We start from the raw sequence: 450 nt of genomic DNA, 5'->3' as shown, positions 1-450 counted from the left end.
ATTTTTAAATATTGGATTTTCCGTTATTTAAATCGGCTATCTCCGTCACTTGTAGTGATTTATCATTCAATGAATGATTGACAAATAATCCACTCAGATTAATCCAATTCGAATCTTTGTTACTTTGGAGTTGTACAGAAAAAGGAATTGCAAATCGTACTTACTCTTTCTATTTCTACTTATCTCGGGGATTCATCCTATATTCTATAAATTCTATATTATTTTAGTCAAATTATTCCAGTAAATACCAGAATCGTGGATAGGGAACTATACTAGTGACCTATCCCAATTTATTGTAGAAATTTTCGGGATCAATGATTGGACCATGCAAACTAGAAATACTTTTTCTTGGATAAAGGAACAGATTACTCGATCCATTTCCGCATCGCTCATGATATATATCATAACTCGTACATCCATTTCAAGCGCATATCCCATTTTTGCACAGAA

Annotated in this window: 1 protein-coding gene; it reads left to right on the top strand. The window is 32.4% G+C overall.

Annotated elements, in window-relative coordinates; all coding sequences use genetic code 11:
* Positions 1 to 81: a hypothetical protein gene (locus EZV76_RS17975; protein WP_500683432.1), complete on the top strand. Its 81-nt coding sequence runs from the start codon at positions 1 to 3 to the stop codon at positions 79 to 81.
* Positions 82 to 450 lie beyond the last annotated feature (369 nt).

It is taken from the genome of Flagellimonas alvinocaridis (assembly GCF_004916895.1).
Taxonomy (GTDB): Bacteria; Bacteroidota; Bacteroidia; order Flavobacteriales; family Flavobacteriaceae; genus Flagellimonas; species Flagellimonas alvinocaridis.
Note: the sequence above shows the minus strand (reverse complement) of the source record. Positions and strands in the feature narration are given on the sequence as shown.